The sequence below is a fragment of the Streptomyces lunalinharesii genome (genome assembly GCF_039532155.1).
GTDB lineage: Bacteria > Actinomycetota > Actinomycetes > Streptomycetales > Streptomycetaceae > Streptomyces > Streptomyces lunalinharesii.
Map to the genome: position 1 here is coordinate 18,577 of NZ_BAAARK010000041.1, position 22,471 is coordinate 41,047.

Consider the following 22,471-nt stretch of genomic DNA (forward strand, 5'->3'; position numbering starts at 1 on the left):
ATGGGGATGTCGCGGAAAGCGACCCCAGCGGGGGAAATACGGGAGCCGGCGCAGGACACGGGCAAACAGCCCGCCAGCGTCCGGATGGTGCTCTTCGCACTGATGATCGCGATGCTCCTCGCGATGCTGGACAACATGATCGTCGGCACCGCGATGCCGACGATCGTGGGTGAACTGGGCGGGCTGGAGCACCTGTCCTGGGTCGTCACGGCCTACACGCTGGCCACCGCGGCGTCCACGCCGATCTGGGGCAAGCTCGGCGATATGTACGGCCGGAAGGGCGTCTTCCTGACGTCCATCGTGATCTTCCTGATCGGTTCCGCGCTGTCCGGCATGGCGCAGGACATGGGTCAGTTGATCGGCTTCCGCGCCGTGCAGGGCCTGGGTGCCGGCGGTCTGATGGTCGGCGTCATGGCCATCATCGGTGACCTGATTCCGCCGCGGGAGCGCGGCAAGTACCAGGGCATGATGGCCGGTGTCATGGCCGTCGCGATGATCGGCGGCCCGCTGGTCGGCGGCACCATCACCGACCACCTCGGCTGGCGCTGGAGCTTCTACATCAACCTGCCGCTCGGCGCGATCGCACTGATCATGGTCACCGCGGTGCTGCACCTGCCGAAGAAGCGGTCCGCGGCCCGGATCGACTACGCCGGCGCGGCCCTGCTGACCATCGGCATCACCTCGCTGGTGCTGCTCACCACCTGGGGCGGCACCGAGTACGAGTGGCTGTCGAAGCAGATCGTGGGCCTGGGCGTGCTGGCCGTCGTCGCGCTGGTCGGCTTCGTCTTCGTCGAGCGCAAGGTCAGCGACCCGGTCATCCCGCTGCGGATCTTCCGGAACGCCAACTTCTCCCTCGTCACGGTCGTCGGCTTCCTGGTCGGCTTCGTGATGTTCGGCTCGATGACCTTCCTGCCGCTGTTCCAGCAGACCGTGCAGGGCGCCTCGGCCACCAACTCCGGCCTGCTGCTCCTGCCGATGCTGCTGGCGATGATGGTGGTCTCGCTGATCGCGGGCCGGGTCACCACCCAGTCCGGCCGGTACAAGATCTTCGTGACCGGCGGCGCCGGCCTGATCACGGTGGGCCTGGTGCTGCTGTCCCTGATGGGCGTCGGCACCACGCGCCTGACCTCGGGCCTCTACATGGCGGTGCTCGGTGCCGGCATGGGCTTCCTGATGCAGACCACGATGCTGATCGCGCAGAACAGCGTCGAGATGAAGGACATGGGCGTCGGCTCCTCGTCGGCCACCCTGTTCCGCACCATCGGCGGCTCGTTCGGCGTCGCGATCATGGGCGCGCTCTTCACCAACCAGGTGAAGGACACGATGATCGAGAAGCTCGGCGCCGCGGCCGGCGCGAAGATGACCGGTGGCGGTGCCCAGATGGACCCGAAGACGCTGCCGAGCCTGCCGGCGCCGGTGAAGGACGCGTACGCGCACGCGGTGTCGTCCGGTACGCACCAGGTGTTCCTGTGGGGCGCGATCATCAGCGTGATCGGCTTCGTCGCGGCGTGGTTCCTGAAGGAGGTCCCGCTGCGCGGCGGCCCGTCCGCCAAGCCGGGCGAGGCTGACGCCTCGGTCGAGCGGCCGGTGGTCGTCGAGGCCGTCTGAGCCTCGTGAGACGGAGAACGGCCCCTGGTGTACGTGCGGTTACGTACACCAGGGGCCGTTCGCGTACTCAGGCGCTGGTCAACTGCCCGCCCTTGACGGCCCCGACGAACGCCGACCAGCCGGCCGCCGGGAACACGAGCGCCGGCCCGAACGGGTCCTTGCTGTCACGGACGGGGACGAGGCCGGGGAGGGTGTCCGATACCTCGATGCAGTTGGCGCCGTCGCCGTTGCTGTAGGTGCTCTTGCGCCAGGTGGCCGCGCAGAGGAAGTCGTCGGAGACTTCGACGCAGTTGCCGCCGTCGGGGTTGCTGTAGCTGCTCTTGCGCCAGGTGGCCGTGCCCAGGTCAATCCTGTTGCTGCGCTTCATGTCGGTAGCCCCTTGCCGCTTCTTCGATCATGGCTAGGGACGCCTCAGGCGGCAGTGCGGCGGCCCTGAGCAGATCGTACGACCTTCGGTACTCCGTCACGAGCGGCGGAAAGTCGATGACTTGGCCACTGTGAACGTTCTCGGTGTAGGCGATCGGGGGCGCATCCGGGAAGGTCCTGACCCGCAGGTCACCCATCATCAGCGGGTCACTTGCCTTGGTTTCAGGCAAGAGCTGCAGGAGGCACCGGGTGGACTGGGCCACTGCCACGATGTGTTCCAACTGGTCGGCCATCTGGGCCGGTGGTAGCGACGGCCTGCGGATGAGTCCCTCGTGGAGGACGCCCCAGTAGTAGGCGCGATCGTCCTGCTTCCAGAACGCGGCGCGAGCGATGCGTGCGCGGACAAGTTCTTCGACCCCAGTGGATTTCATCCAGGGCTTCCCCATCCGGATGAGCCTGCGGACGTACGCCTCGGTCTGCAAAAGTCCGGGGAAAGCGCCGGGCGCCCACTCTTCAATCGTCGTCGCGCGCTCCTCCATCTCCGCGACGTCCGCGAAGTATGCGGCGATGCCCGAGCGGCGCGCTTGTTGGACGTTCTCGCAGTGGCGTTGGAAGAAGCCACCTGTGCTGAGCTTCTTGTCGATGTGAATGGCCAGGTCGATCGGCATGCCCAGCTCGCCACGTTCGATCTTGCTCAGGAGGGGAGCGCCGCGGAAGCTCCCCTCCACTAACTGCTCCTGCGTGAGGCCCGCGTTTTCTCGCAGGAAGCGCAACTCGGCTCCGTAGAAGCACGGGACGCTGGAAGACGGGTCAGGGTCCTTACGGGGGGACATGACTCACCACCACTTGCTCGTCGGGCCTGCAAGCCCGGTTCTCTTCCCAACGTACGGCGCGTGACGCCAGCCTGTGAGCAGTTCGTCACAATGCGCACAGGAAGGTGAACGGTCATGGATGACGTGCAGGAATGCGTCGAGGGGCTGCGGTCCGCGCTGGAGGCCAACGGGATCACGCTGCCCTCGCTCGGCGTCGATCTGCCCTCGTTCGCGGGGACGTACCCGCCCCCGCTGGTCGCGCTGGGCAACTGCAACACGGCCACCGCGCGGCAGTTGGTCGAGGTGCTGCACAAGGCGGCCGGGCAGTGATGACGGTCCGGTTGCTCGCCGTGCCGAAGGAGGTGCCGTTGCTGCGGCGGGCGGTGCGGGCGCACCTCGGGGCGGGGGCCGCCGGCGAGGTCGAGCTCTGCGTCAGCGAGCTGGTCGGGAACGTGATCCGGCACGTCGGGGAGGGCACGCCGGTCACCGTGCACGTCGGCAGGACCGGGGACGGGCGGGTGCGCGTCGAGGTGACCGATCCGGATCCGCGCGCCCTGCCGGTCCTGCTGCGGGCCGCCGCCGACGACGAGAACGGGCGCGGGATAGCGCTGTTGGACGCCGTCGCACTGCGGTGGGGCGTGCGGCCGGGGGCGGCGGGCAAGACGGTGTGGTGCGAGGTGGCGGCGCAGCCGTGAGGCGGGCGCCACGGCCCGTCAGCGGTCCGGGAGTTGGATGACCGGGAAGCTGCCGGTGGCGGTCGGGGCGTTCTCCGGGAGCCAGAGGACCGAGACCGCGCCGGTGGAGCCGTCCGTCAGCTCGTCGGCGTTGCGGAAGGTGAGCCGGGCGCCCAGGACGCGGGCCTGGCCCACCGCGATGGTCAGGCCGAGGCCGTGGCCGACGCCGGCCCGGTCGCTGCTGCCGGTGCGGAAGCGGCTGGGGCCCTCGCGGAGCAGGGCCTCGGGGAAGCCGGTGCCGTGGTCGCGGACCCGGATGACGCGGCCCTCGACGGTGACCTCGATGGGCGGCTTGCCGTGCCGGGAGGCGTTGGCGATGAGGTTGCCCAGGATGCGTTCGAGGCGGCGGGGGTCGGTGGAGACCTCGGCGTCGCGCAGCACCTCGACGCTGACGCCGGCGTCGAGGGTGCGGACCCGGCGGGTGACGAACTCGCCCAGGGCGACGTCCTGGAGTTCGGCGCGCTCGGCGTGGCCGTCCAGGCGGGCCACCTCCAGGACGTCCTCGACGAGGGTGCGCATGGCCTGGGCCCGGTCGCGGACGAGTTCGGAGGGGCGGCCGGGGGGCAGCAGCTCGGCGGCGGTCAGCAGGCCCGTGACCGGGGTGCGGAGTTCGTGCGCGATGTCGGCGGTGACCCGTCGCTCGGCCTCGATGCGCTGCTGGAGGGCGTCGGACATGGCGTCCACGGCCCAGGCCAGGTCGTCCGTCTCGTCGTGGACCCGGCCGCCGCCGACCTCGTCGCGGATCCGGACGGAGGTGTCGCCTTCGGCGAGCTTCCCGGCGGCCGCCGCCGCCTTGCGCAGCCGCTTGGAGAGCCGGCCGCCGACCAGGACGCCCAGCGCGCAGCCGCCGACGACCACGGCCGTGGAGCCGATCAGCAGCGCCTGGTCGAGGTCGTCGAGGACGGCGAAGCGGTCGGGGAAGCGGTCGTGGAGGGAGAGCACGCGGCCGTTGCCGAGGGGGGAGGCCGCCCAGACCTCGGGGGCGGTCTGGCCGGTGTCCTCCAGGTAGGTGGCCCGTTCGCCCTCGTTGACCTCCTTGCGGAGGGCCTTGGGCAGCGCCGGGTCGTCGATCTTCGCGCCGAACTGGAGGCGGTTGGTGGACTCGAAGATCTTCTGCGTGAAGTTGAGCCGCTCTATCTGGACGTCGCGGCTGTTGTCGAGCATGGAGACCCGCGCGGCGTTGTGCACGACAAGGCTCAACGCCACGGCGACCAGCGCCCCGACGAGTGCGATCGCGGCGCTGAGTTTCCATCTGAGGCCCGTTCGCAGGGCCAGCCTGACCACCGGAGGTGTCAGCCTCTCAGCTTGTATCCGAAGCCGCGGACCGTCTCGATCCGGTCCTGGCCGATCTTGCCGCGCAGCCGTTGGACGTGGACGTCGACGACGCGGGTGTCGCCGCCCCAGCCGTAGTCCCACACCCGCTCCAGCAGCCGGTCGCGGGAGAGGACGGTGTTCGGCGCGCTGGAGAACTCCAGCAGCAGCCGCATCTCGGTCGGGGTGAGCCCGACCGTCTCGCCGCCCTTGCGGACCTCCATGCCCTCGGTGTCGACCTCCAGGTCACCGAAGCGCAGCACCGCCTCGGCGAGGGCGTCGGCGTCGCCGGCCGCGCCGGCGCGGTCGTCCGGGCCGCTGGCGTGGCCGAAGCGGCGCAGCACCGCGCGGATCCGGGCCACCAGCACCGCACCGTCGAACGGCTTGGTGACGTAGTCGTCGGCGCCGGCCTCCAGGCCGAGCACCACGTCGATGGAGTCGGCACGCGCCGACAGCATGATCACGGGGACCGTGGACTCGTCACGGATGCGGCGGCACAGGCTGACGCCGTCGAGCCCGGGGACCATCACGTCGAGCAGGGCGATGTCGGGACGGTTGGCGCGGAACGCCTCCAGGCCCGCGAGCCCGTCGGGCATGGCGGTGACCACGAACCCGTCGCGCTCCAGCGCGAGTTGGGTGGCCTCGCGGATGACGTCGTCGTCCTCGACGAAGAGGACGTGGGTGTCGGCCATGCGGTTGTCAGCCCTCCGCTCCCGTGGTGCCGACGACGGGGCCGGCGGTGTCGTCCGGGGTGTCGTCGACGGTGGTCTTGCTGTAGTCGGTGTGGTACCGGTCGTACTCGGTGAAGTGGTCGTTCGCCCAGCGGTACGTCATCACATCTTCCCCCGAGGGGCAGCACACCTTGTCGCCGGTGTCGTAGGTCTGGCGGGAGACCTCCAGCTCACCCTTGTCCACACCGGCGTAGACCGACGGCTGCTCGTTCGCGTACACGTTGTCATACCCGTCCGCGGAGCCGGGCCGCTCCCGGTAGACGTACGCGCCGAGACCGACGGAATCCGCGCAGGTCATGACGTTGACGATGACGTCGGGGGACTTGCTGTTGGTCAGCGAGGCGTAGGTCACCTCTATCGGGTACTCGTTCGCCGCGCACGGCTTGGCGACGGCGCGCTTCACGTCCGCGCTGACCTTCGGGTCGGCGGCGAGCAGCTTGACCGCGTTGACCTTCTTGTAGTGCGTGCCGGGCGCGGGCGCCGGCGCGGCGCTCACCGCGCCCCGGGGTGCGGGAGTGTTGCTGGCGGTGCCCTCCTTGCGGATGCCCTCGCCACCGGGATTGCAGCCGGCCAGCAAAAGGCCGACGGCGGCCACACCCGCAGTGGCCGCGCCGCCCTTGGTCAAGCTGCTTCTGGTCAGGCTTCTGGTCAGCCTGTTTCTGGACAATCCGCTCCTGCTCACCGTGCCGCTCGCACAGCCGCCGTTCCTGTTGCCACCGGGTGCCCGGCCGCCGGTCTACCTGAGATTGTCGCGCGCCAAGCTGTGAGCCGGGCTGTGGGCTTGGTTACGTCACCGGCCGTGCCGCCGGGAGTGCTTCCCGTCGCACCGCGGGGCGCGGTCCGCTCGCGCGGCGCGCCCTCGGTGGCCCGGCCCGTTGCGTCGCCGCTCAGGCCGCGCAACGCTCCTGCTCCCCGCGCTCCAGGATCCGTGCGTCTATGTCGCGGTTCTCCAGCTCCTGGCGGAGCCGGGCGAGCGCGCGGTGCAGGGTGCTCTTGACGGTGCCGGTGGACATGCCGAGCGCCGCCGCGGTCTCCTCGGTGCTCATCTGCTCCCAGTGGCGCAGCACGACGACGCTGCGCTGCTTGGGGGCGAGCACGCCGAGGATGTCCATCAGCAGGGCGCGGTCGGCGCGCTGCTCGGTGCCGTCGTCGACGCTGGCGTCCGGGAGCTGCTCGGTGGGCACCTCTTCGAGCTTGCGGGCGCGCCACCACTCGGTCCGCGTGTTGATCATGACGCGGCGGAGGTAGGCGTCCGCCAGCGACTTGTCCGCGATGCCGTCCCAGCGGCCGTAGGTGCGGACCAGGGCCGTCTGGAGGAGGTCCTGGGCGTCGACGGGATCCGGCACCAGGCGCCGGGCGCTGCGCAGCAGGGCATCCTGCCGGGTCCGCACGTACTCTTCAAAGTCCAGTACCTTGCCGCCGCTGGTCGCCATCCCGACGCCTCCGATCCGCTTTCGTTTCCCCGCGTTGTCCGTGCCGGTGGTCATCTCCAGCACGAGAAAGACGCTACGGAGGGGGTGTTGCGGCGTAATGTGCGTCGGCCACTCAACGAGTGCACGGAAAACCGTCGGTTGTGTAACAGCCCGCCGGGGGTCATACCTCGGACGGACGGAGGCCGGAACGGCGTCATACTCGCGGCGGATGAGAGGCCCCCACCAGGGGGGACGAAGGTCCCGTGCGGGACTCATGAGGCGCCAGGGACCGCCCGCGAAGGACAGAACCCGCCATATCGGGACGCTATTCAGTCAGTTCCGCGGGTGAGCGGTTTGCGACGGTGCCCCGTAGGCGTGCGGCCACCGGCCGGTGGACGCACGCCTACGGGCGCGGGCCCAAAGGGGTCCGCGCCCGTAGAAGACGAGAGAAACGGCGACGACGTCACATGACGGGACCGTGACGTAGCCGACGCCGGCCGATCGGAACCCTCATGCGTGCGGCAGCCGGTACCGGCCGCCGCCCAGCGGCTCCACCAGACCGTCCGACACCAGCCCGTCCAGTGCGCGGGCCCGCTGCACCGGCTCGTCCCACACCGCGTCCAGGGCACCCTGCGGCACCGGCGTGACGGCCTCCCGCAGGACCGCGAGCAACTTGCCGCGCACCTGGCGGTCGGTCCCGGCGTACGCCTGGGTGCGGCGCGGCGGCCCCTCGTGGGCCGGCGACCCGGCCTGCTGCCAGGCGCACTCCGCGACGATCGGGCAGCGGTGGCACTCGGGGCTGCGCGCGGTGCACACCAGCGCGCCCAGCTCCATGGTCGCCGCCGCCCAGCGCGCCGCGAGGTCCTCGTCCCCGGGGAGCAGGGCGCGGGCGAGCTTGCGCTCGGCGGCGGTGGTGGCGTTCGGCGGGTACTGGCGGCCGGTGACGGCGCGGGCGAAGACCCGCCGGACGTTGGTGTCGAGCACCGCGTGCCGCTGCCCGTAGGCGAAGGAGGCGACGGCCGCCGCGGTGTACTCGCCGACGCCGGGCAGCGCCAGCAGCTGGGCGTGTTCACGGGGGACGTCGCCGCCGTGGCGCTCCTGTATGGCGGAGGCCGCGGCGTGCAGGCGCAGCGCGCGCCGCGGGTAGCCGAGCCGGCCCCAGGCGCGCACCGCCTCACCGGGCGGCTCCGCGGCGAGGTCGGCCGGCCGCGGCCAGCGGGCCAGCCACTGCTCGTACACCGGCAGCACCCGGCTGACCGGCGTCTGCTGGAGCATGAACTCGCTCACCATCACGCCCCAGGCACCCGCCTCGGGGCGGCGCCAGGGCAGGTCGCGGGCGTGCTCGGCGAACCAGTCGGTGACCGGGCCGTGCAGCCCGCTCCCGTCCGTGGCCCCCGCGGCCGATGCGGCGGCGGAGGCGTTCTCGGCGGTGGAGGTCAGGGCACTGGGAATGGCATGCGTGGAAGTCATGGCACTGCCGATCCTGGCACGCCCGCCCGCCCCCGAGAAACGCACCGGCCCCGCCCCGCCGCGCGCCCACCCACTCGCAGGAAGGGCGGCCGGTGCCGGGCGGCGCTCGGCGGGGCCGCGCGGGGCCGGTGCGCACCAGACGGCGGGGGCGTACGAGGATGCCGGTATGGAGGAGACGAGCGGAACCCAGGGCGCCGGCGGCCGAGCGGAAGGGGCCGCCCGCGCGGGCTGCCCGGACGGCATCCGACGGGCGCTGGCCGAGCACACCACCGTGACGCTGGCCTACGCGGACGAGGACGGGCCGCAGGCGTGCGCGGTCCTCTACGCCGCCGGCACGGCCCCCGACGGGGCGCCGGTGCTGTACTTCGTCACCGCGGCGCACACCCGGCACGGCCGGGCCCTGGGCGGGCCCGGCGCCCGGGCCGCGTTCACGGTGCAGCGGGACGGCCAGGAGTGGAGCGGGCTGACCGGAATCCAGGGGCGCGGCGGCTGTCGCCCGCTGCACGGCGCCGAACGGGACGCCGGCTGGCGCGCCTACACCGCGCGCTTCCCCTTCGTCGCCGCCGACGACCGGCTGCGCGCGGCCCTGGAACGGACCGCGCTGTGGGAGCTGCGCCCGGACTGGCTGCGGCTGATCGACAACGCGCAGGGCTTTGGACATAAGGAGGAGTGGGGGGCGTAGGGCCCCTCGGGGGCGCGCCCGGTGGGGCGGGCGCCGGCTACGCCGTCACCAGGACTCGCCAGCGGCCGTCCCGCAGCCGCAGGACCAGGCGGGTCACCGGCCCGGTGAGCAGCGCCGCGCACAGCGCCGCGACCAGGGCACCCACACCGAGGCCGACCAGGACGTCGTGCGGGTAGTGCACGCCGACGAAGATCCGCGAGAAGCCGGTGAGCAGCGCGAGGGGCAGGGCCAGCCACAGGGCCGCCCGCCAGGCCAGGACGATGCCGACGGCCAGCGCCGCGGCGAGCGTCGAGTGGTTGCTGGGGAAGGACCAGTCGCCGTGCGGCGGGCACGGCACGATCGGGGCGGGCGCGCCGACCACCGCACGGCACGGCCGCTCCTCGGTCACCAGGCTCTTGACGACCTCGCTCAGGACGTAGGCGAGCAGGGTGGCCACCGGCACCAGCAGCGCCCGGGCGACCCGGTGCGCGTCGAGGCCGCGGGCCCGCCACCACCCCAGCACGGCGACCGCCATGAGGAGCAGCAGCCCGCCGGAGGTGCCGAGGTCGGCCAGGGTGCGGAGCCAGTGTGGGGACCGGTGGGCGAGGCCGGTCACGTCGAGGTAGAGCGCGGTGCTGTTCATGGCGGCTGACGGTACGGAACCAGGCGGCCGGCACGATATCTGACGGCGAGTCAGTCGTGGTGGTGGGCCGGGCGGTGCGGGAGCGGGACGGGCGGCGGCGCGGGCGAGAAGTGCCGGTATGGGCGACTGCGGACCGTCACCGGGCTGATGATGGGAAAAGTTGCTGCCCGATGCGGCGGGTACTGGCCGGTGCCGGTCCGGATCTCTCGTAGAGTTTTCGCGTGGGATCACTGCGCAATCCGATCGGGCCGCTTCCCTCCTCCATCTACTGGCGGCGGAGGGCCGTCGCGCTGGCCGTCGTCGTCCTCCTCCTCGCCCTGGTGGTGTGGGTGCTCGCCCTGGGCGGCAACGACGAGAAGACGGCCAACGAGGGCAAGGGCGCGCAAGGATCCGGACCCGCTGCCTCCATCACGCCGGGGCCGGCGCCCAGCGGCCCGGCGATCGGTCAAAAGCCCGGCGGCCGCGACGAGTCGGGTGCCGGCGGCTCCGACGGCGGTTCGGGCGGCGGGACGGGCGGCGCCGGCTCGGACGGCGGTAGTGGAGGCGGCGGCGCCGGCGGCGGCTCGGGGGCCGGCGGTGCCGGTTCCGGTCCCGCGCCGATCGGCCAGGCGGCCGGCGGGGACGTCGTCGCGGCCGGCCCGTCCCTCGCCAACTGTGGCTCCGACACCGTGAAGTTGACGCTGAAGAGCGTCAAGAACTCCTACGCGCCCGGCGACAAGCCGAAGTTCGAACTGGCCGTGCAGAACTCCGGCGGCTCGGCCTGCAAGGTGGACCTCGGGCGCAAGGCGGCGGTGCTCACCATCACCGACACCGCCGGCGACGACCGGGTGTGGGCCTCCGACGACTGCACGACCGGCGCCGGCCCGGCACTGCTCCAGATCCCCGCCAAGGCCACGGTGACCCGCACCGTCGAGTGGGACCGGCACGCCAGCGGCCCCCAGTGCGCCACGCCCAGCGCGGCCGCGGTCCCGGCCGGCACGTACCTGATCGAGGCCAAGGCGCCGGGGCTGGCGGCGGTCCACACGTCGTTCGTCCTGGCCAAGGACTGAGGCAGGGGCCGCGCGGCCCCTGGAACGTGCGGAGGCACCCCCTCCGCACGTTCCGCTCTCAGAGGATCTGCTCACAGCAGGCGCCGGTGGTGACGGCCCGTCCGTGCGGGCACAGTCGCCGACATGAAGCTTCTGATTCTGGGCGGCACGGAGTTCGTGGGACGGGCGGTGGCCGAGGCGGCGCTGGCCCGCGGCTGGGACGTCACGGTCTTCCACCGAGGACGGCACGCGGCCCCCGAGGGGGTCACCGTGCGGCACGGCGACCGGTTGGCGGCGGGCGGACTGGCCGCCCTGGAGGACGGCGCGTGGGACGCCGTCGTGGACACCTGGAGCGGCGCGCCGGTGGCGGTCTCGGACGCGGCCCGGCTGCTGGCCGACCGGGCGGTGACGTACGCGTACGTCTCCACCGTCTCGGTGTACGCCTACCCGCCCACCCAGCGGATCAGCGAGACGGCACCGTTGGTGACGGGTGCCGACCCGGCGGCCAGCGACGCCGACGACTACGCGCGGGCCAAGCGGGGCGGCGAACTCGCCGCGCTCGACGCGTTCGGGGACGACCGGACGCTGCTGATCCGCCCCGGGCTGATCCTCGGTCCGTACGAGAACGTCGGGCGGCTGCCGTGGTGGCTGACCCGGATCGCCCGTGGCGGCCCGGTCCTCGCGCCCGGCCCCCGCGACCTGCCGTTGCAGTACGTCGACGCCCGCGACCTCGCGGAATGGACCCTGGACGCCGTGGCCACCGGGCGGTTGGGCCCGTACAACCTGGTGAGCGAGTCCGGGCACACCACGATGGGCGAACTGTTGGAGAGCTGCGTGCGGGCCACCGGGGCGTCGGCCGAACTGCGCTGGATGGCGCCCGAGGACGTACTGGCGGCGGGCATCGCACCGTGGACGGAGCTGCCGGTCTGGCTGCCGCCGGGCGAGCTGCACGGCGTGATGCACGGTGTCGACGTCGCCGCGGCGCTGACGGCCGGGCTGCGCTGCCGGCCGGTCGACGAGACGGTGGCGGACACCTGGGCGTGGCTCGACCGCTTCGGAGGGGTGGCGCCGCAGCGCCCGGACCGGCCGGCGCTGGGGCTGTCGGCGGAGAAGGAGGCGGCGGCGCTGGAGCGGTGACCGGCGGCACCGCGCCGGGGCCCGGCCCGACCGGCGATTGATCGCGATCGGTGATGACTGCGGGTGCGGAACGCGCGTTGTTCGCCGCCGCCGGCACGGCTTGACTTGGGGTCAGGCGGACGCACCGCCGGACCCCAGCCAGAACGGGAGCACCCCATGAACAGCACCGGACCCAAGGACGTGGTGCAGCGCTACTTCGCGGCGCTGGCGGCCGGCGACCAGGACGCCATCCGCAACTCCTGGGCCGAGGACGGCAGTTGCTGGTACGGCGGCGACCTCCCGATCTCCGGCACGTGGCAGGGCCGGGACCAGGTGATCGACGGTTTCCTCGCGACCGCCTTCGCCCACCTCGACCCGGACCGGGAGGTCGGCGTGCGGGTCACCAACGTCTTCGGCGAGGGCGAGCAGGTGCTCGTCGAATGGGACTCCTGGGCGACCGGGAGGACCGGCCGGCCCTACGACCAGAAGAACACCGCCGTCTTCACCGTCCGCGGCGGCAGGATCGTCGGCATGCGGGAGTACGCCGACACCCAGCACTGGGAACGCGCACTCGTCGCCGACCCGGCCTGAATGTGGGGGCTTCCCAAGGGGGTGGGGGCTTCCCCAAGGGGGCGGTGGCTTTGCTGAGGGCGGCGGCCTCACTAACGGGGGCCGGCTTCCCTAAGGGGGGTGCGAACGGATCCCGTAGGGGGTGCGAGCGCCCCCTACGGGGCCTCAACGGGGCGGCGGGCGAGGGTATTCCGGGCTCTTGGACGCCGCCCCTGGACGCCTCCCTAGGCGGACGCCCCTGGACGGACACCCCTGGACGGACACCCCCAGCCGGACACCCCCAGCCGGACCCCCCTAGCCGGAAGCTCCCAGCCGGAAGCCCCTAGACGTACCGTTCCAGGATCGACGACTCCGCCAGGCGGGAGAGGCCCTCGCGGACCGAGCGGGCGCGGGTTTCGCCGACGCCCTCGACGGCCTGGAGGTCGTCGACGCTGGCGGCGAGGAGCTTCTGGAGGCCGCCGAAGTGGTCGACCAGGCGGTCGATGACCGCGCCGGGGAGGCGGGGGACCTTCGCCAGCAGTCTGAAACCGCGCGGCGAGACCGCCGAGTCCAGCGTCTCGGGGGCGCCGCTGTAACCCAACGCGCGGGCCACGATGGGGAGTTCGAGCAACTCCGGGTGACTGAGGGCGTCCAGATCGGCCAGCGCCTCGGCGACCGTGCGGGAGCGCTTGGCGGTGGGCTCGGGGACGTAGTCCCGGGCGACCAGCTCGCGCTCCGGCTCCACGCCGGCGATCAGCTCTTCGAGCTGGAGGGTCAGCAGGCGGCCGTCGGTGCCCAACTCGACGACGTACTCGGCGATCTCGGTGGCGATCCGGCGGACCATCTCCAGGCGCTGGGCGACCGCGGAGACGTCGCGGACCGTGACCAGGTCCTCGATCTCCAGGGCCGACAGGGTGCCGGCGACCTCGTCCAGGCGGAGCTTGTAGCGCTCCAGGGTGGCCAGCGCCTGGTTGGCGCGGGAGAGGATCGCCGCGGACTCCTCCAGCACGCGCCGCTCGCCGTCCACGTAGAGCGCGATCAACCGCATCGACTGGCTGACCGAGACCACCGGGAAGTTGGTCTGGATGGAGACCCGCTGCGCGGTGCGGTGGCGGGTGCCGGTCTCCTCGGTGGGAATGGAGGCGTCCGGCACCAACTGGACGCCGGCCCGCAGGATCTTGGTGATGTCCTTGTCGAGCACCAGCGCGCCGTCGAGCTTGCACAGCTCGCGCAGCCGGGTCGCGGTGAACTCGACGTCCAGCACGAAGCCGCCGGTGCACATCGACTCGACGGACTTGTCGAAGCCGAGGACGATCAGGCCGCCGGTGTTGCCGCGGAGAATGCGCTCCAGGCCGTCCCGCAGGGCCGTGCCGGGCGCGACGGCGCTGAGCGAGGCGCGCATCAGGCTCTCGGTGCCGGAGGTCCCTGTGGACCTGCCGGGAGACGACGCCCGGTCGTTCGCTGCCACTGCACTCCTCCGTCGCATGGTCTGTCGGTCCGGGCCGCCCGGCCGGTGCCGCGGTGCGTACCACAGGAGGGTATCCGGGGAGTGACGCAGCCGGCGGTGGGACGGCGGTGACGGGCGAGACCGGGGCAAAGTCTACCGGCGCGCCTCCTCCTCCCGCGGGGCCTCCCGGCGGACCCGCTTGGGCAGCACGGAGAGCGCCTGGCCGACGTCGGCGACCTCCAGGACCCGCATCCCGTCGGGGATCTTGCCGGGGTCGGACGGGACCAGGGCGTGCGTGAAGCCGAGCCGGGCGGCTTCCGAGAGGCGGCGCTGGACGCCGGTGACCCGCCGGACCTCCCCGGCCAGGCCGACCTCGCCGATCGCGACGAGGTTCTTGGGCAGCGGGGTGTCACTGGCGGCGCTGGCCAGCGCGAGGGCGATCGCGAGGTCGGCGGCCGGCTCGCTGAGCTTCACCCCGCCGACCGTGGCGCTGTAGATGTCGCGCTTGCCGAGGGCGCTGATCCGGCCGCGCTGCTCCAGGACGGCGAGCATCATCGACACCCGGGAGGTCTCCAGGCCGGAGGTGGTGCGCCGGGGGGAGGGGATCTGCGAGTCGACGGTCAGCGCCTGCACCTCGGCGACCAGCGGGCGGCGGCCCTCCAGAGTGACCGTCAGGCAGGTGCCGGGCACCGGCTCGGCGCGGCGGGTCAGGAACAGGCCGGAGGGGTCGGCGAGGCCGGTGATGCCCTCGTCGTGCAGCTCGAAGCAGCCGACCTCGTCGGTGGTGCCGTAGCGGTTCTTCACGCCGCGGACCAGACGGAGCCGGGCGTGCCGGTCGCCCTCGAAGTGCAGGACGACGTCGACCAGGTGCTCCAGCAGGCGCGGGCCGGCGATGGCACCGTCCTTGGTGACGTGGCCGACCAGGAGGGTGGACATGCCGCGCTCCTTGGACGCCCGGATCAGGGCGCCGGCGACCTCCCGGACCTGGGCCATGCCGCCGGGGGCGCCGTCGATCTCGGGCGAGGCGACGGTCTGCACGGAGTCCATGACCAGCAGCGAGGGCTTGACGGTGTCCAGGTGGCCGAGGACGGCGGACAGGTCCGTCTCGGCGGCGAGGTAGAGGTCCTCGTCGAGGGCGCCGATGCGGTCGGCGCGCAGCCGGACCTGGCTGGCGGACTCCTCACCGGTCACGTAGAGCGTGCGGTGCTGGGCGGAGGCGGCCTTGGCGGCGACGTCCAACAGGAGGGTGGACTTGCCGACGCCGGGCTCGCCGGCCAGCAGCACCACCGCGCCGGGCACCAGCCCGCCGCCCAGCACGCGGTCCAGCTCGGGCACGCCGGTCGAGCGGGCGGTGGCCTGCTTGCCGTCGACCTGGCCGATGGGCAGCGCGGCGGTGGTGACCCGGCCGGGCGCGGTGGTGCGCACCGCGGGGGCGCCGCCGAACTCCTCGACCGTGCCCCACGCCTGGCACTCCGGGCACCGGCCGAGCCACTTGGCGGTGGTCCAGCCGCACTCGGTGCAGCGGTACGAGGGGCGCTCCTTGGCCGACGATTTGCGAGTTGCCATGACGCCACCGTAGCGGCGGGGTGTGACAGCGGGTGGTGCGCGGTCCCCGGCGGGCGCGGGGAGACGGCCGCGGGCGGTCGTTGCGCCGACCGGGTGGCGTGCGCCGTGCGCAAGCGACGGGCATTTAGCAGATCCGTGTCCCCTTTTGAGGGAGATGGTCACCCGTAAGGGTTAAAAGTGCCCCTGCTGCACAGGTGTGGCTGCATCATCCGCCTACCGTCGCCGGGGTGATGAGCAGCAGGCCCGAGCACCCTACGCACACCACCGGCGCACTCCGGTCGCGCACCGCCGCGCCGCGCCGGCACCGGCCGCAGACCGAAGGGCGGCCCGGCCACCTTGAGCACCAGGACCGCTACGAGCCCCATCTGGACGGGTTGTTCACCTACTGCCTGTCCGTGCTGTGCGAGCACGACGCGGCGGCCGTGGTCCTCGGCGAGACCCTCGCGCTCGCCGAGCGCCAGTACGGCCGCCGCCCCGGAGATCCCGCCCTCTTCCGCCCCTGGCTCTACGCCCTGGTCCGCTGGGCGTGCCTGCGCCGGCTCGCCGAGCAGGCCGCCCCGGACGCCGTCGCCCCACCCGATCCCGGACGGACGCCGGCCCGGCAGCGCGAACTCGCCGCGCTGGCCTGGCCGGAGGCGGCCGGCACCACTCCCGAGCAGCGCGAGGTGCTGGAGCTGGCGGTGCGCCACCGGCTCGCACCGGAGGACATCGCCGCGGTGACCGGCGCCGAGCAGGCCGCCACCCGCACGCTGCTGGCCGCGGCGTCCTGCGAGGTGGAGCGGACCCGGGCGGCGCTGGCGGTGGTGGAGTTCGGGCGGTGTCCGGACGTCGCCCGGCTGGCCGGGGACGGCCAGATGCTGCTGGGCGCGGCGCTCCGCCGGGAACTGGTGCGGCACGTCGACGACTGCGCGGAGTGCCGCCGGACCGCCGAGCGGGCCACCGCCGCGGGACCCTGGCCGGGCACCGCACCGGCCGAACAGGGCGGGCTGCCGCTGGTCACCGCGGACCGGGCGGCGGTGTGCGCGGCGCTGGCGGCGGCCCGGACGTCCCGGTCCGGGCGGGTCGTGGGACTGCCGGGGACCGCTCCCGCCGGCGCCGGCCGGAGCGGTGGAGCAAACGGTTCTCCACGCTATGACCGCAGGGGATTCCCGGTCGCGCCCACCGACCGGACCGCGCGCCGCCGGCGCCGCCGCCACCGGGCGCTGACCACCACCATCGTGGCCACGGTGCTGGCGGCGCCGGTGCTCGCCCTGTGGGCGGCGTACCGCAACGCCCCGGAGACGGGCGAGACGGACGTACTGCCGACGGTCGCGGCCCACGAGGCCCAGGGCGCGCTCACGGGCGACCGGCTCGACGGCCGCCCCTACGAGAACGCGGGCAACGCCCGGCCGACGTCCCCGCGCCCGGACCCCCCGGTCGGCGACGGGACCTCGGACGTCTCGGTCGCGGTGCAGAGCCCGGAGGCCGGCCCGACACCGCCCGACGGCCGGGAGCAGCGCGGGCCGGGCCGGCTGACGGTCGACGCGCAGCCCGCCGAGGGCACCACCGTCATCACCATCCGCGCCTCCGGCGGCACCCCGGTGCGCTGGCGGGCGGCGACCGGCGCACCCTGGCTCCAGATGAGCCACACCGCGGGCGAGCTGCAACCGGGCCAGAGCGCGCGGATCACCGTCTACGTCGACCACGACCGGGAACCCGAGGGCCACTGGCGCACCAAGGTCGCCATCGAGCCCGGCGGCACCGTCGTGAAGCTGGAGGGGCACGGCGTGCCGGAGCCCGCCCCGGGGCCGGGCGTGCCCGCGTCCGGCGATCCCGGCCCGGAGCCCACCCGGCCGGCGCCGCGGCCGACCCGGCCCGCCCCGACGCACCCGGCGCCGTCCCCGACGCCGACGCACACCGGCCCCACCGGCAGCCCCACGCCGACCACGGGACCCAGCCCGCGGCCCAAGCCGTCGCACACCACGAGGCCGGCGCGGTGAGGCCCGGGCGCCGGGGCGCGCCGGGCTGGGGAGCCGTCGGCTACTCGGCGCCGGCGGCCGGCGGCTTCGGGTCGGCCGGGTGCGGCGCCAGCGGCAGTTGCGCGGCCAACCGCTCCTCGCACAGCTCGACGAGCTTGGCGTAGCCGGCCTCGCCCATCAGCTCGGTCAGCTCCGGGCGGTAGGTGACGTAGACGGGGTCGCCGGCACCGTGCGCGGAGGTCGCGGAGGTGCACCACCAGTGCAGGTCGTGGCCGCCGGGGCCCCAGCCGCGGCGGTCGTACTCGCCGATGGTGACCTGGAGGATCCGGGTGTCGTCCGGCCGGTCGATCCAGTCGTAGGTGCGCCGGACCGGCAGCTGCCAGCAGACATCCGGCTTGGTCTCCAGGGGCTCGCGGCCCTCACTGAGCGCGAGGATGTGCAGCGAACAGCCGGCGCCGCCCGCGAAGCCGGGGCGGTTCTGGAAGATGCAGGAGCCCTGCCAGCGGCGGGTCTGCCGCTCGCCGTCCTCGTCCTCCTCGGTCCACCCGCTGTCGGTGCCGACGTCGTGGAACTGCCACAGGTCGGGGGTGAGCCGCGCCACGTGCCCGGCGACCCGCTCCTCGTCCTCCTCGTCGGAGAAGTGCGCGCCGAGCGTGCAGCAGCCGTCGTCCGCGCGGCCGGCCTGGATGCCCTGGCAACCGCTGCCGAAGATGCAGGTCCAGCGAGACGTCAGCCAGGTCAGGTCGCAGCGGAAGAGCTGCTTGTCGTCGCCGGGGTCGGGGAAGGTGACCCAGGCGCGGGCGAAGTCGAGGCCGACCTCGTCGGCCGTGGCCCCGTCGCCGGACCGCGCGACCGCAGCGGCCTTGGCGCGCCGCTTTTCTTCCTTCTTCAGGGCTTTTTCGTGCTTCGCCTGTTTCGTCTTTGCCACGGGTCCAGCGTACGGCCGGCACCCAGTGTCTCCCGTCGCGGCAGTAGGTTTCCCCGTATGAGACTCGGTGTCCTCGATGTGGGTTCGAACACGGTCCACCTGCTGGTGGTCGACGCACACCCCGGCGCGCGCCCGTTGCCCGCCTACTCGCACAAGGCGGAACTGCGCCTGGCCGAACTCCTCGACGAGGACGGTGCCATAAACGAGGCCGGCGTCCACCGCCTGGTGCGCACCATCCAGGAGGCGATGCAGGTCGCCGAGGACAAGGGCGTCGAGGACGTGCTCCCGTTCGCCACCTCCGCGGTCCGCGAGGCCACCAACGGCGAGGAGGTGCTGCGCCACCTCACCGAGGAGACCGGGGTCACCCTCCAGGTGCTCTCCGGCGAGGACGAGGCGCGGCTGACGTTCCTGGCCGCCCGCCGCTGGCTGGGCTGGTCGGCCGGCCGGCTGCTCGTCCTGGACATCGGCGGCGGCTCGCTGGAGATCGCCTACGGCCTGGACGAGGACCCGGACGTGGGCGTCTCCCTGCCGTACGGCGCGGGCCGGCTGACCGGCAGCGGGCTGCGGGCCGACCCGCCGGACCCGGAGGACGTCCGGGCGCTGCGCCGCCAGGTGCGCGCCGGCATCGCCCGGGTGGTGAGCGACTTCTCCCGCTACGGCACGCCCGACCAGATCGTCGGGACGTCCAAGACCTTCAAGGCGCTGGCCCGGATCGCGGGCGCGGCGCGCTCGGCGGAGGGCCTGTACGTCCAGCGGGAGCTGTCCCGCAAGAAGTTGGAGGAGTGGGTGCCGCGGCTGGCGCGGATGAGCGCGCAGGAACGGGCCGCGCTGCCGGGCGTCTCCGAGGGGCGGGCGCGGCAGCTGCTGGCCGGGGCGCTGGTGGCCGAGGCCGCGATGGACCTGTTCGGCGTGGAGACGTTGGAGATCTGTCCGTGGGCGCTGCGGGAGGGCGTCATCCTGCGGCGGCTGGATCACTTGCCGGTGCCGTAGGGGCGGGCGGCCCGCGCGCCGCGGTGGTGGACGCGCGGCCCTCGCGGGGGCGCGGTGGCCCGCCCCCGCCCCGGCGATGCGGTGGAGATCACATCGCGAGCGGGGAGCCGGGACGCCACAGGCGTTGCACGGGGTCCATGGCGTCACAGGCGTCCCGTCGGGTCGCCGTGGCGGTCCTCACGTCCTGCCCCGTGCGGGATTGTGGCCCGTACGCTGTCCCTCGTGACAGAGCCAGTGGTGCGCATCCCTGACGCGAAGGTCGCGCTGTCCACGGCTTCGGTCTACCCGGAGTCGACGGCGACGGCCTTCGAGATCGCCGCGCGCCTGGGCTACGACGGCGTCGAGGTCATGGTGTGGACCGACCCGGTCAGCCAGGACATAGAGGCGCTCCGCCGGCTCTCCGACTACCACGGCGTGCCGGTGCTGGCCGTGCACGCGCCCTGCCTCCTGATCACCCAGCGGGTCTGGTCCACCGACCCGTGGGTCAAGCTCCAGCGCGCCCGCACGGCGGCGGAGAAGCTGGGGGCCTCCACGGTCGTGGTGCACCCGCCGTTCCGCTGGCAGCGCGGCTACGCGCGGGAGTTCGTCCGCGGCATCTGGCGGATGGAGGGCGAGACGGACGTCCGGTTCGCGGTCGAGAACATGTACCCGTGGCGCTACCGCGACCGCGAGATGCTCGCCTACGCCCCGGACTGGGACCCCACCAACGACGACTACCGGCACTTCACCGTCGACCTCTCGCACACCGCCACCGCGCGCCACGACGCCATGGCGATGGTGGAGCGGATGGGCGACCGGCTGGCCCACGTCCACCTCGCCGACGGCAACGGCTCCGCCAAGGACGAGCACCTGGTGCCGGGGCGCGGCAGCCAGCCCTGCGCGGAGCTGCTGGAGCGGCTGGCCGGCACCGGGTTCGACGGCCACGTGGTGGTCGAGGTCAACACCCGCCGGGCGATGTCCGCCGCCGAACGCGAGGCCGACCTGGCCGAGGCGCTGGCCTTCACCCGCCTCCACCTGGCGTCCCCGACCTGGGTCCCCGGCAAGTAGCCGCCCCGCGACGCACCGTCGCGGCGAGGGGCCGTCCGCACTGCGGTCGGGCATCTCACATACCGGAGACAGTGTCCGGATCTTGGATCAAGAGCGTAATCTCGGGATCAGCTGCCGTACGGCACCGCTGCCGTACCTACGTAACCCGAGGGAGTGACCATCGTGCCCGAGCTGAGGTCCCGCACCGTTACCCATGGCCGCAACATGGCGGGCGCCCGCGCCCTTATGCGGGCGTCGGGCGTAGCGAGCGAGGACATCGGCAAGCCGATCGTCGCGGTCGCCAACTCCTTCACCGAGTTCGTGCCCGGCCACACCCACCTCGCCCCCGTCGGCCGGATCGTCTCCGACGCCATCCGGGCCGCCGGCGCGGTGCCCCGCGAGTTCAACACCATCGCCGTCGACGACGGCATCGCGATGGGCCACGGCGGCATGCTGTACTCCCTGCCGTCCCGCGACCTGATCGCGGACTCGGTCGAGTACATGGTCGAGGCGCACTGCGCCGACGCGCTGATCTGCATCTCCAACTGCGACAAGATCACCCCGGGCATGCTGATGGCCGCGATGCGGCTCAACATCCCGGTGGTCTTCGTCTCCGGCGGCCCGATGGAGGCCGGCCAGGCCACCCTCGTCGACGGCACCGTCCGCAAGCTGGACCTGATCGACGCGATGGTCGACGCCGCCAACGACAGCATCTCCGACGCCGACGTGCTGCGGATCGAGGAGAACGCCTGCCCGACCTGCGGCTCCTGTTCCGGCATGTTCACCGCCAACTCCATGAACTGCCTGACGGAGGCCATCGGCCTCTCGCTGCCCGGCAACGGCTCGGTGCTCGCCACCCACACCGCCCGCCGCGCCCTCTACGAGAACGCCGGCCGCACGGTCGTGGAGATCACCAAGCGCTACTACGAGGACGGCGACGAGTCCGTCCTGCCGCGCAACATCGCCACCCGCGCCTCCTTCGAGAACGCCATGGCCCTCGACATCGCCATGGGCGGCTCGACCAACACGATCCTGCACCTGCTGGCCGCCGCCCAGGAGGCCGGCCTCGACTACGACCTCACGGACATCGACGCGGTCTCCCGCCGCGTCCCGTGCCTGGCCAAGGTCGCCCCGAACGTCGCCCCCGGCGGCACGTACTACATGGAGGACGTGCACCGCGCCGGCGGCATCCCCGCCATCCTCGGCGAGCTGTACCGCGGCGGCATGCTCAACGAGGACGTGCACTCCGTGCACGCCGCCACCCTCGCCGAGTGGATCAAGACCTGGGACGTGCGCGGCGGTTCGCCGTCCGCCGAGGCCGTCGAGCTGTGGCACGCCGCCCCCGGCTGCCAGCGCTCGGCCAGCGCGTTCTCGCAGTCCGAGCGCTGGGACACCCTCGACGTGGACGCCGCGGGCGGCTGCATCCGCTCCGTCGAGCACGCCTACTCCAAGGACGGTGGCCTCGCCGTCCTCCGCGGCAACCTCGCGGTCGACGGCGCCGTGGTGAAGACCGCCGGCGTCGACGAGTCGATCTGGACCTTCGAGGGCCCGGCGGTGGTCTGCGAGTCCCAGGACGAGGCCGTCGACAAGATCCTCAACAAGCAGATCAAGGAGGGCGACGTCGTCGTCATCCGCTACGAGGGCCCCAAGGGCGGCCCCGGCATGCAGGAGATGCTCTACCCGACGTCGTTCCTCAAGGGCCGCGGCCTGGGCAAGACCTGCGCGCTGGTCACCGACGGCCGCTTCTCCGGCGGCACCTCCGGCCTCTCCATCGGCCACGCCTCCCCCGAGGCGGCCTCCGGCGGCACCATCGCCCTGGTCGAGGACGGCGACCGGATCCGCATCGACATCCCCAGCCGCTCGATCGAACTCCTGGTCAGCGACGAGGAGTTGGCCGCGCGCCGGGAGGCGCTCGGCGGCGTCTACGCCCCGAAGCAGCGCGAGCGGAAGGTCTCGGCGGCCCTGCGCGCCTACGCGGCCATGGCCACCAGCGCGGACAAGGGCGCGGTGCGGGACGTGAGCAAGCTCGGCTGACCACCGTGACATGACGGGCCACTGGCCGCCCCCGCGCTCGCGTCGGGGGCGGCCAGTGCGTTGTCGCCGCGCGGTGCCGTC

23 protein-coding genes are annotated in these 22,471 nt (G+C 73.1%); 12 read left to right on the plus strand and 11 right to left on the minus strand.

From position 1 onward, the window contains the following. Nucleotides 1-1,608 carry an MDR family MFS transporter gene (locus tag ABD385_RS35175; protein ID WP_486388775.1) on the plus strand — a complete coding sequence of 536 codons (1,608 nt, stop codon included), beginning with the start codon at nucleotides 1-3 and terminating at the stop codon, nucleotides 1,606-1,608. Between the two features lie 67 nt (nucleotides 1,609-1,675). Here the strand turns inward: ABD385_RS35175 and ABD385_RS35180 are convergent, their stop codons facing one another. Further along, nucleotides 1,676-1,975 (minus strand): DUF397 domain-containing protein, encoded by a 300-nt coding sequence (locus tag ABD385_RS35180; RefSeq protein WP_344583578.1) that lies wholly within the window; start codon nucleotides 1,973-1,975, stop codon nucleotides 1,676-1,678. After that, nucleotides 1,953-2,747: a helix-turn-helix domain-containing protein gene (locus ABD385_RS35185; protein WP_344583579.1), complete on the minus strand. Its 795-nt coding sequence runs from the start codon at nucleotides 2,745-2,747 to the stop codon at nucleotides 1,953-1,955. Before ABD385_RS35185 ends, ABD385_RS35180 begins: the two co-directional genes overlap by 23 nt. Before the next feature lie 174 nt (nucleotides 2,748-2,921). Between ABD385_RS35185 and ABD385_RS35190 the strand changes: the two genes are divergently transcribed. Beyond that, nucleotides 2,922-3,116, plus strand: a complete 195-nt coding sequence (locus ABD385_RS35190) for a hypothetical protein (protein ID WP_020930216.1) — start codon at nucleotides 2,922-2,924, stop codon at nucleotides 3,114-3,116. Further along, nucleotides 3,116-3,481, plus strand: coding sequence for an ATP-binding protein (locus ABD385_RS35195; RefSeq protein WP_344583580.1), 366 nt, complete (start codon nucleotides 3,116-3,118; stop codon nucleotides 3,479-3,481). The genes ABD385_RS35190 and ABD385_RS35195 overlap by 1 nt, the downstream gene beginning before the upstream one ends. A gap of 18 nt (nucleotides 3,482-3,499) precedes the next feature. Here ABD385_RS35195 and cseC read toward each other — a convergent pair whose 3' ends face one another. From cseC to ABD385_RS35210, 3 genes are read right to left on the minus strand one after another with little or no spacing between them, the layout of a single operon-like run. After that, nucleotides 3,500-4,804: a two-component system sensor histidine kinase CseC gene (cseC, locus tag ABD385_RS35200; protein ID WP_425585548.1), complete on the minus strand. Its 1,305-nt coding sequence runs from the start codon at nucleotides 4,802-4,804 to the stop codon at nucleotides 3,500-3,502. An 8-nt stretch (nucleotides 4,805-4,812) separates the two neighbouring features. Continuing rightward, nucleotides 4,813-5,523, minus strand: coding sequence for a two-component system response regulator CseB (gene cseB / locus ABD385_RS35205; protein WP_344583582.1), 711 nt, complete (start codon nucleotides 5,521-5,523; stop codon nucleotides 4,813-4,815). Nucleotides 5,524-5,530: 7 nt separating this feature from the next. Beyond that, nucleotides 5,531-6,157, minus strand: coding sequence for a hypothetical protein (locus ABD385_RS35210; protein ID WP_344583584.1), 627 nt, complete (start codon nucleotides 6,155-6,157; stop codon nucleotides 5,531-5,533). 7 nt (nucleotides 6,158-6,164) lie between these two features. Between ABD385_RS35210 and ABD385_RS35215 the strand changes: the two genes are divergently transcribed. After that, complete coding sequence (locus ABD385_RS35215; RefSeq protein WP_344583585.1) at nucleotides 6,165-6,329, plus strand: hypothetical protein; 165 nt, start codon at nucleotides 6,165-6,167, stop codon at nucleotides 6,327-6,329. 120 nt (nucleotides 6,330-6,449) lie between these two features. Here the strand turns inward: ABD385_RS35215 and ABD385_RS35220 are convergent, their stop codons facing one another. Beyond that, nucleotides 6,450-6,995 (minus strand): SigE family RNA polymerase sigma factor, encoded by a 546-nt coding sequence (locus ABD385_RS35220; protein WP_344583625.1) that lies wholly within the window; start codon nucleotides 6,993-6,995, stop codon nucleotides 6,450-6,452. A gap of 489 nt (nucleotides 6,996-7,484) precedes the next feature. Then, nucleotides 7,485-8,444, minus strand: coding sequence for an HhH-GPD family protein (locus ABD385_RS35225; RefSeq protein ID WP_344583587.1), 960 nt, complete (start codon nucleotides 8,442-8,444; stop codon nucleotides 7,485-7,487). A 166-nt stretch (nucleotides 8,445-8,610) separates the two neighbouring features. On the opposite strand from ABD385_RS35225, the gene ABD385_RS35230 reads away from it, so the two are divergent. Further along, on the plus strand, nucleotides 8,611-9,126 hold the full coding sequence (locus ABD385_RS35230) for a pyridoxamine 5'-phosphate oxidase (RefSeq protein WP_344583589.1): 516 nt from the start codon (nucleotides 8,611-8,613) through the stop codon (nucleotides 9,124-9,126). A gap of 37 nt (nucleotides 9,127-9,163) precedes the next feature. Here the strand turns inward: ABD385_RS35230 and ABD385_RS35235 are convergent, their stop codons facing one another. After that, complete coding sequence (locus ABD385_RS35235; RefSeq protein WP_344583591.1) at nucleotides 9,164-9,748, minus strand: phosphatase PAP2 family protein; 585 nt, start codon at nucleotides 9,746-9,748, stop codon at nucleotides 9,164-9,166. A gap of 221 nt (nucleotides 9,749-9,969) precedes the next feature. On the opposite strand from ABD385_RS35235, the gene ABD385_RS35240 reads away from it, so the two are divergent. The 3 genes from ABD385_RS35240 (at nucleotide 9,970) to ABD385_RS35250 (ending at nucleotide 12,483) form a co-directional block, all read left to right on the plus strand. Further along, a complete protein-coding gene (locus tag ABD385_RS35240; protein ID WP_344583593.1) occupies nucleotides 9,970-10,797 on the plus strand; it encodes a hypothetical protein in 828 nt (275 codons plus the stop codon). 123 nt (nucleotides 10,798-10,920) lie between these two features. After that, on the plus strand, nucleotides 10,921-11,913 hold the full coding sequence (locus ABD385_RS35245; RefSeq protein WP_344583595.1) for an NAD-dependent epimerase/dehydratase family protein: 993 nt from the start codon (nucleotides 10,921-10,923) through the stop codon (nucleotides 11,911-11,913). 156 nt (nucleotides 11,914-12,069) lie between these two features. Then, complete coding sequence (locus ABD385_RS35250; RefSeq protein WP_344583597.1) at nucleotides 12,070-12,483, plus strand: nuclear transport factor 2 family protein; 414 nt, start codon at nucleotides 12,070-12,072, stop codon at nucleotides 12,481-12,483. A gap of 301 nt (nucleotides 12,484-12,784) precedes the next feature. On the opposite strand, the gene disA is transcribed toward ABD385_RS35250, so the two are convergent. Next, complete coding sequence (disA, locus tag ABD385_RS35255; RefSeq protein WP_344583598.1) at nucleotides 12,785-13,909, minus strand: DNA integrity scanning diadenylate cyclase DisA; 1,125 nt, start codon at nucleotides 13,907-13,909, stop codon at nucleotides 12,785-12,787. Between the two features lie 132 nt (nucleotides 13,910-14,041). Continuing rightward, a complete protein-coding gene (radA, locus tag ABD385_RS35260; RefSeq protein ID WP_344583599.1) occupies nucleotides 14,042-15,454 on the minus strand; it encodes a DNA repair protein RadA in 1,413 nt (470 codons plus the stop codon). Between the two features lie 230 nt (nucleotides 15,455-15,684). Here radA and ABD385_RS35265 point away from each other — a divergent pair, with 230 nt between their 5' ends. Next, nucleotides 15,685-17,433, plus strand: coding sequence for an RNA polymerase sigma factor (locus ABD385_RS35265; protein WP_344583600.1), 1,749 nt, complete (start codon nucleotides 15,685-15,687; stop codon nucleotides 17,431-17,433). Nucleotides 17,434-17,473: 40 nt separating this feature from the next. Here ABD385_RS35265 and ABD385_RS35270 read toward each other — a convergent pair whose 3' ends face one another. Further along, complete coding sequence (locus tag ABD385_RS35270) at nucleotides 17,474-18,340, minus strand: DUF3109 family protein (protein WP_344583602.1); 867 nt, start codon at nucleotides 18,338-18,340, stop codon at nucleotides 17,474-17,476. A 57-nt stretch (nucleotides 18,341-18,397) separates the two neighbouring features. Here ABD385_RS35270 and ABD385_RS35275 point away from each other — a divergent pair, with 57 nt between their 5' ends. The 3 genes from ABD385_RS35275 (at nucleotide 18,398) to ilvD (ending at nucleotide 22,390) form a co-directional block, all read left to right on the plus strand. After that, nucleotides 18,398-19,330: a Ppx/GppA family phosphatase gene (locus ABD385_RS35275; RefSeq protein WP_344583604.1), complete on the plus strand. Its 933-nt coding sequence runs from the start codon at nucleotides 18,398-18,400 to the stop codon at nucleotides 19,328-19,330. A gap of 222 nt (nucleotides 19,331-19,552) precedes the next feature. Beyond that, nucleotides 19,553-20,377 carry a sugar phosphate isomerase/epimerase family protein gene (locus ABD385_RS35280; protein ID WP_174505038.1) on the plus strand — a complete coding sequence of 275 codons (825 nt, stop codon included), beginning with the start codon at nucleotides 19,553-19,555 and terminating at the stop codon, nucleotides 20,375-20,377. Between the two features lie 162 nt (nucleotides 20,378-20,539). Beyond that, entirely contained in the window at nucleotides 20,540-22,390 is a 1,851-nt protein-coding gene (gene ilvD, locus ABD385_RS35285) for a dihydroxy-acid dehydratase (RefSeq protein ID WP_344583607.1), read from the plus strand. The last annotated feature ends 81 nt before the right edge of the window (nucleotides 22,391-22,471 follow it).

Coding starts and splice junctions, on each gene's coding strand:
- ABD385_RS35175 (WP_486388775.1), top strand. CDS start 1: ATGGGGATGTCGCGGAAAGCGACCCCAGCGGGGGAAATACGGGAGCCG.
- ABD385_RS35265 (WP_344583600.1), top strand. CDS start 15,685: ATGAGCAGCAGGCCCGAGCACCCTACGCACACCACCGGCGCACTCCGG.
- ABD385_RS35195 (WP_344583580.1), top strand. CDS start 3,116: ATGACGGTCCGGTTGCTCGCCGTGCCGAAGGAGGTGCCGTTGCTGCGG.
- ABD385_RS35220 (WP_344583625.1), bottom strand. CDS start 6,995: ATGGCGACCAGCGGCGGCAAGGTACTGGACTTTGAAGAGTACGTGCGG.
- ABD385_RS35235 (WP_344583591.1), bottom strand. CDS start 9,748: ATGAACAGCACCGCGCTCTACCTCGACGTGACCGGCCTCGCCCACCGG.
- ABD385_RS35250 (WP_344583597.1), top strand. CDS start 12,070: ATGAACAGCACCGGACCCAAGGACGTGGTGCAGCGCTACTTCGCGGCG.
- ABD385_RS35180 (WP_344583578.1), bottom strand. CDS start 1,975: ATGAAGCGCAGCAACAGGATTGACCTGGGCACGGCCACCTGGCGCAAG.
- ABD385_RS35230 (WP_344583589.1), top strand. CDS start 8,611: ATGGAGGAGACGAGCGGAACCCAGGGCGCCGGCGGCCGAGCGGAAGGG.
- ABD385_RS35190 (WP_020930216.1), top strand. CDS start 2,922: ATGGATGACGTGCAGGAATGCGTCGAGGGGCTGCGGTCCGCGCTGGAG.
- radA (WP_344583599.1), bottom strand. CDS start 15,454: ATGGCAACTCGCAAATCGTCGGCCAAGGAGCGCCCCTCGTACCGCTGC.
- cseB (WP_344583582.1), bottom strand. CDS start 5,523: ATGGCCGACACCCACGTCCTCTTCGTCGAGGACGACGACGTCATCCGC.
- ABD385_RS35245 (WP_344583595.1), top strand. CDS start 10,921: ATGAAGCTTCTGATTCTGGGCGGCACGGAGTTCGTGGGACGGGCGGTG.
- ABD385_RS35275 (WP_344583604.1), top strand. CDS start 18,398: ATGAGACTCGGTGTCCTCGATGTGGGTTCGAACACGGTCCACCTGCTG.
- ABD385_RS35225 (WP_344583587.1), bottom strand. CDS start 8,444: ATGACTTCCACGCATGCCATTCCCAGTGCCCTGACCTCCACCGCCGAG.